Source organism: Roseateles sp. P5_B10 (assembly GCF_056400485.1).
Map to the genome: position 1 here is coordinate 1 of NZ_JBFULE010000250.1, position 6786 is coordinate 6786.

The window sequence follows — 6786 nt, forward strand, 5'->3', positions numbered from 1 at the left end:
CTTGTAGGCGAAGCGCGTGCTGATGCCGCTCATGCCTTCGTCAACGCCGGCGTAGTCGCGGTACTCCTGGTAGCTCTTGGCGCGCGGGTCGGTGTCCTTGAGGTTCTCGCCGTCGTAGATCTGCATCTTGGAATACAGCGACGAGTTTTCGGGCTCCTTCAGGCGCGTGAGCACGGCGAACTGGCTCATCATCTTCAGCGTGCCCGGTGCGCACTTGGCCTCGGACAGCGACGAGCCGCGGATCAGCTTCTCGTAGATCTTGACCTCCTCGCTGACGCGCAGGCAGTAGGGCACCTTGACGATATAGACGCGGTCGAGGAAGGCCTCGTTGTTCTTGTTGTTGCGGAAGGTCTTCCACTCGCTCTCGTTGCTGTGCGCCAGCACGATGCCGTCGAAGGGGATGGCGCCGAAGCCCTCGGTGCCCTTGTAGTTGCTTTCCTGCGTGGCGGTCAGCAGCGGGTGCAGCACCTTGATGGGCGCCTTGAACATTTCGACGAACTCGAGCAGGCCCTGGTTGGCCAGGCACAGGCCGCCGCTGTAGCTGTAGGCGTCGGGGTCATCCTGGGCATAGGTTTCGAGCTTGCGGATGTCGACCTTGCCGACCAGCGAGCTGATGTCCTGGTTGTTCTCGTCGCCCGGCTCGGTCTTGGCCACGCCGAGCTGCTTGAGCACGCTGGGGAAGCGCTTGACGACCTTGAACTTGCGGATGTCGCCGCCGAACTCGTCCAGGCGCTTGACGGCCCAGGGGCTGAGGACTCGGTTCAGGTAGCGGCGCGGGATGCCGTAGTCGCGCTCCAGCAGCGGGCCGTCCTCGATGAGGTCGAAGAGGCCGAGTGGCGACTCATTCACCGGCGAGCCGGCCAGCGCGTAGAAGGGCACATGCTCCATCAACTGCTTGAGCCGCTCGGCGATGGAACTCTTGCCGCCGCCGACGGGCCCGAGCAGGTAGAGGATCTGCTTCTTCTCTTCCAGCCCTTGCGCGGCATGGCGGAAATAGGAGACGACCTGCTCTATGGCCTCTTCCAGGCCATAGAACTCGGCGAAGGCCGGGTAGATCTTGATGGTCTTGTTGGCGAACAGGCGCGACAGCCGCTGGTCGTTGCGCGTGTCGAGCATCTGCGGCTCGCCGATGGCCTGCAGCATGCGCTCGGCAGCCGTGGCGTAGGCCAGTGGGTTTTTCTTGCACTCTGCGAGGTAGTCCTCCAGCGAGAGCTCCTCGACCTTGCTGCGCTCGAAGCGCGCTGCGAAATGGCTGATGACGTCCATGCCGACCTCCTGCGGTTTGAACTCCACAGGGCCGCAGGCACGATCCGTGCCCGAGGGACTGGGGGGTTCTGATCGCGCCTCAACTGCAAGGCGTCATCAGAACTCTCCACTCGCTTGATCAGCAGCTTGGCGCCGCCGACCGCTCGTCAATCTCAAGAATAAGCCGCTATCTGCCCATCAACACGACCACCAACAAACCAACGCAGTTTTCCGTTGACAGGGTGCCGGGCCARCATACGCCCGCAGTTTGGGCAAGACCTGGCACTTTTCGGGCAAACCACACGAACCCGGGGGGCTTGTGGCGGGCCGCAGACAAAGCTGTCGGTGAAGAACTGTAGCGAGAGTGGCGCGCGTCACGGATGCATCACCATCCTTGTTGGACCACGCGGGCATCGTTACTGCGCACCTAGTGTTGAGCGCCTGCCGGCAGCGTCTTGTCAGACGCCGCCGCATTGCATCGCAGCCTGCGTTGCTCAGGCGCCGCGCAGCTTGTCGAGGATGCCGGACAGGGCGTCGAGCGAGTCGAAATGGATGGCCAGTTCGCCGCTCTGAGCACCACGCTTCGTTGCCTTCTTCACGCGCACCTCGACGGTCGCGCCCAAAGCGTCGGCCAGCTCTTCTTCCAGCCGCAGCACGTCGCGGCTCTTGTCGCTCTTCACGCGCAGCAGCGGCGCCTGGCGGCCGGCGCCCTGGTGCCTGGCGACCAGCTTTTCGGCCTCACGCACACTGAGCTTCTTGGCCGCGATCTCGCTGGCCGTCGTGATCTGCGTGGCGCCATCCAGCGGCAGCAGCGCGCGSGCGTGGCCCATGTCGAGGTCGCCGGCCATCAGCATGTTCTGCACCGGGGCGGAAAGGTTCAACAGCCGCAGCAGATTGCTGGCCGCACTGCGCGAACGGCCGACCGCCTGGGCCGCCTGCTCATGTGTCAGGCCGAACTCGTCGGTGAGTCGTTTCAGGCCCTGCGCTTCCTCGAGCGGGTTGAGGTCTTCGCGCTGGATGTTCTCGATCAGCGCCATCGCGGCGGCCGATTCGTCGGGCACCGCCTTCACCAGCACCGGCACCTCGCGCAGGCCGGCAAGTTTTGCCGCACGGAAGCGCCGCTCGCCGGCAATGATCTCGTAGGTCGCGCTCCCGTTCGGTGAGATCGGGCGCACGAGGATCGGTTGCATGATCCCTTGCGCCTTGATCGATTCGGCCAGCTCGTACAGCGAGCCCTCGTCCATGCGCGTGCGGGGCTGGTATTTGCCGGCCTGCAGCTGTTCGAGCTTCAGCGTGGAGGGCAAGTCGGTAGCGGGCGCTTCGCTGACCTTGGGGCCAAGCAGGGCCTCCAGGCCGAGGCCGAGGCCTTTGGGTTTCTTCGTGACCATGGGGGCGGATTGTCGATGAATGGGCGCCCCCAAACCTGCCACTTTGCGTCAGGCCCCCCGAGGGGGTGCGGAGCGGCTCGGGAGCGGCCCGTCGCCGCTCCAGCGCTTGCCGAGGCTTTCCAGCAGCTCGCGACCCTCGGGCCAGTCGCCCAGGCCCGATTCGGCGTTCAGATGACCCCGCGGCCCGGCGATGACGACACTGCTGCCCCAGTCGGCCGCCATCTGCGTGCTGCGCTCGGCGGCGCCAAAGGGGTCGTCGCTGCTGATGACGGTGATGCTGGGGAAGGGCAGGCGCGGGCGGCGGATGGGTCGCCAGTTGTGGAGCTGGGGCGGCATGTCCGCGCGCTCGGTGTCCGGCGGGGCGACGAGCAGCGCGCCTTTCACGCGGCCGACGTGCTGGGAATGCTCGGCCCAGGCGGTGACGAGCTGGCAGCCCAGGGAATGGGCGACCAGCAGGGCCGGCGCGTCGTCCTGCAGCAGCACCTCGTCCAGCCGCGCCATCCAGTCGCCGCGGCGGGGCCAGTCCCAGTCGTGCTGCTCGACGCGCTCGTCGCCATGCAGCCGCTCCCAGCGGCTTTGCCAGTGGTCCGGGCCCGAGTTTTGCCAGCCCGGGAGAAGCAGTACACGCTCAGATTTCATGGTTTGCCCTTATCCTGCACAGTTCGATTTTCAGCGGTTGGAGCAGCGGCGATGACGTTCAAGGTGTTTGTGGATGGCCAGGAAGGCACCACGGGTTTGCGGATTCACGAGTACCTCGCGGCCCGCAGCGACATCGAGGTGCTGAAGATAGCCGCCGACAAGCGCAAGGACCCGGCCGAGCGTTCGCGTTTGCTGAACGCCGCCGATGTGGCCTTCTTGTGCCTGCCCGACGCAGCCTCGCGCGAGGCCGCCTTCATGGTCAACAACGACCGTACCTGCCTCATCGACGCCAGCACGGCCCACCGCACGGCGCCCGGCTGGGCCTTCGGCCTGCCGGAGCTGGCCAGGGGCCAGCGTGGCGCCATCCAGGCCAGCAAGCGCATCTCCAACCCGGGCTGCCATTCCAGCGCCTTCATCCTGTTGGTGCGCCCGCTGGTGGATGCCGGCCTGTTGTCCAAGGACGCCGCCATCAGCGCCACATCCATCACCGGCTACTCGGGCGGCGGCAAGAGCATGATTGCCGAGTACGAGCAGCAGCCCTTGCCGGCCCATCTGCAGGCGCCGCGGCCCTATGGCCTGGGTCTCAAGCACAAGCATTTGCCGGAGATGGCTGCCCACACGGGGCTGGCGACGCCGCCGGTCTTCCAGCCCATCGTCAGCAGCTTCTACAAGGGCCTGGCCGTCAGCGTGCCGCTGCACCTGAGCCAGCTCAAGGCCGGCACGACGCCTGAGCAGGTCCATGCCGCGCTGGCCGCACACTACCAGGGCGAGCGTTTCATCAACGTGAAGCCGCTGCGCGACGCGGCCGCGCTGGATGCCGGCTTCTTCGACGTGCAGGCCTGCAACGACACCAATCGCGTCGACCTCTTCGTATTCGCCTCCGACACCCAGGTGCTGCTGATGAGCCGCCTGGACAACCTCGGCAAGGGCGCCAGCGGCGCGGCCGTGCAGAGCATGAACGTCCACCTGGGTCTGGAAGAGAGCCTCGGGCTGGTCTGAACCAGAAATCAGGGCGCTGAGGCGCAGCCCGGCGACATAGGATGACGCCTCTCTCAAGCAAACGACGGGCCGCTCCCGAGTTTGCTTGACCCCCTTGGGGGGCCTGTCGCGTAGTGACAGGTCTGGGGGCTCTATGTTGGGAGGCGTGATGTCGAAGACTGCAGGCACTGATCCTGTTCTGGCCCGGATCTCTTTGGTCATTCCGGGCCGCACGATCGCCTTGGGCGGCCAGCCCGAGGAGGGCGTGCCCGTGTGCCGGCTCGACACCGAAGCCATGCGCTGGACCTATGTGCTGCGGGCACGCGAACGCTGGCTCAGTTCGAGTGACGCCAGCAACAGCCGTGAGGAGCAGGCCAACCGCACGCTGAAGGGCTTTGGCCTGAAGGACGCCGACCTGGAGGCGCTTGCCCGCGCGCCGCGCGTCGTCGTGCGCATGCCTTACGCGTCGGAACGCGAGGGCTGGCAGGGCCGCATCTTTCCCTGGGAATATCTGCTGGCCAAGGCCACGCGGCGTTATCGCAATGTGGACAACCACCGCGTCACCGTGATGCGTGAAGTGGTGCCCAAGGCCCCGGCCCGGTGGAAAAAGCCCGGGCAGCGCAGCCTGCTCTATGTGCAGAGCGCACCTGGCGGCTTGCGGCAGACATGGGATTTCAGCGCGGAAACCAAGCGGCTCAAACGCGCGCTGGGCGACATCCAGCTGATGGAGTTGAAAGACCCGAGCTGGCAACAGCTGCACGACGTCGTGAAGGCGCACAAGCCCGACCTCATCCATCTGAGTGGCTTTGACAATCTGGCCGGCCTGAAGGCCTTGCGCGACCTGGTGCCGAACGGCGAAGTGGTGGAGGCCGAATTCGGCCCGATGCAGCTGGACGACGTGCTGGCCAAGGAGGCCAGCGTGCCCGACGGCATGCTGCTGGCCGGCGAGAGCGGCRGCGCGGCCGTCGTCGGTGCGCAGCGGCTGGCCGAGGCGCTGGGGGCGGGGGGCGAGCACTGCGCCTATTTCGTCTCCCTCAGCCTCGAAAACTCGGCGGCGCGCACGGCGGCCCTCATCGTGGCCGAGCGCGCGGCCCTGTCGGCCGTGGGCTTCCAGGACGCGGTCGAGGACCAGCTGGCGGACTTCTTCTTCGAGCTGGTCTACGGCCAGCTCGACCAGGCCGTGTGGAACCTGCCGCTGGCCTTCGAGAGCGCCTGGTTGCGCGCGCGCAAGGAGCCCAGAGCCACGCGTGCCACCGGCGTCACGCTGTGGATGGGCGCGCCGCTGAACGAGGCTGCGTTCACGCTGGGCGAACCCGCCGCGGCTGAACTGCGCGACGCCGACACGCCGCCGCGCCTGCTGGCCAAGCCCGAGAAGGAGCTCAACTACGCGGTACTGCACAACAACGGGCGCCTGTTCAGCGAGATCGTCGTGGAGCGCGGCAACGCCAGTCCCGAGGATGGCTTGAGCGTCGACGTGGAGCTGCAGCTCGGGCCCGAACAGGCGCGCTGGCGCAAGCGCTTCGTGGCCGGCGAGACGCGCTTCGACCTGAGCAACGAGGTGCACGTGCCGCTGACGGCTGCGCTGATGCGTTCGCTGCAGGAAGCGGTCAACAGCACCTTGATGGTCCAGCTCAGCCACAACGACAAGGTGCTGACGCGCGACAGCCATCGCCTGCGCCTGCTGCCGGTGGACCAGTGGCGCGACAACGACAAGGACGGCCAGTGGCTGCCCTCCTTCGTGCTGCCGCGCGATCCGGCCGTCGTCAGCGCGGTGGAACTGGCACAGCGCTATGTGCGCATCCTGCGCGACAACCCCAGCGCCGGTTTCGAGGGCTATCAGGCCGCGCCGAGCACCGAGGAAGAGCAGCTGCGCGAGGTCGATCTGCAGGTGCAGGCGATCTGGGCCGCCCTGCTGCATGAGTGGCGGCTCGGCTATATCAACCCGCCGCCGTCGTACAGCAGCAAGCTCGATTCGCAGCGCCTGCGCACGCCCAGCACCATCCTTGGCGCCCGGGCCGGCACCTGCATCGACCTGGCCCTGCTGTTTGCCGCCTGCCTGGAGCTGATCGACGTCTACCCCGTCATCTTCCTGCTCAACGGCCATGCGCTGCCGGGCTATTGGCGGCACAGCAGCTTCCAGGCGGACTATCTGGCGGTCAGCGGCGAGGGCGCGCATGGCGCCATGGCCGGCGCCGCGGATCGCAATTCCTCCGCCAGCCTGCAGCGCTATGCCTGGCAGGCGATCGGCAATGCCCCCTACCGCGAGGTCAGGCAGCTGATCCGCGCGCGGCGCCTGGTGCCCATCGAGACGGTGCGGCTGACCGAGCACTGCGGTTTCGTGGAGGCGGTGGAGGCGGGCATCGATGCGCTGTCCGAAGCGGAAGACTTCCACTCGGTGCTGGACGTCGTGACGGCGCGCATGAGCGGCATCACGCCCCTGCCCATCGTGGAGGAGAGGCCATGAGCGGTAACCAACTTTGGGCCGACGTGAGCGCCCGTCTGGTGCTCGAAGAGGAGCCGACCGAGGTCAGCACCC

Annotated in this window: 5 protein-coding genes; 2 read left to right on the top strand and 3 right to left on the bottom strand. The window is 66.9% G+C overall.

The features are described from left to right. The 3 genes from AC1DU6_RS15855 to AC1DU6_RS15865 all read right to left on the bottom strand — a co-directional run. On the bottom strand, positions 1-1266 hold a 1266-nt coding region (locus tag AC1DU6_RS15855; protein ID WP_477858219.1), incomplete at its 3' end, for a PrkA family serine protein kinase. A gap of 473 nt (positions 1267-1739) precedes the next feature. Continuing rightward, a complete protein-coding gene (locus tag AC1DU6_RS15860; RefSeq protein WP_457321550.1) occupies positions 1740-2633 on the bottom strand; it encodes a ParB/RepB/Spo0J family partition protein in 894 nt (297 codons plus the stop codon). Positions 2634-2681: 48 nt separating this feature from the next. Then, positions 2682-3272 (bottom strand): RBBP9/YdeN family alpha/beta hydrolase, encoded by a 591-nt coding sequence (locus AC1DU6_RS15865; RefSeq protein ID WP_457321548.1) that lies wholly within the window; start codon positions 3270-3272, stop codon positions 2682-2684. Between the two features lie 51 nt (positions 3273-3323). Here AC1DU6_RS15865 and argC point away from each other — a divergent pair, with 51 nt between their 5' ends. Next, on the top strand, positions 3324-4271 hold the full coding sequence (gene argC, locus AC1DU6_RS15870) for an N-acetyl-gamma-glutamyl-phosphate reductase (protein ID WP_457321546.1): 948 nt from the start codon (positions 3324-3326) through the stop codon (positions 4269-4271). Between the two features lie 148 nt (positions 4272-4419). Continuing rightward, positions 4420-6714, top strand: a complete 2295-nt coding sequence (locus tag AC1DU6_RS15875; RefSeq protein ID WP_477858222.1) for a hypothetical protein — start codon at positions 4420-4422, stop codon at positions 6712-6714. The last annotated feature ends 72 nt before the right edge of the window (positions 6715-6786 follow it).

Bases quoted from the DNA above. Each gene is read 5' to 3' on its own strand.
- AC1DU6_RS15865 (WP_457321548.1), bottom strand. From the start codon at position 3,272: ATGAAATCTGAGCGTGTACTGCTTCTCCCGGGCTGGCAAAACTCGGGC.
- argC (WP_457321546.1), top strand. From the start codon at position 3,324: ATGACGTTCAAGGTGTTTGTGGATGGCCAGGAAGGCACCACGGGTTTG.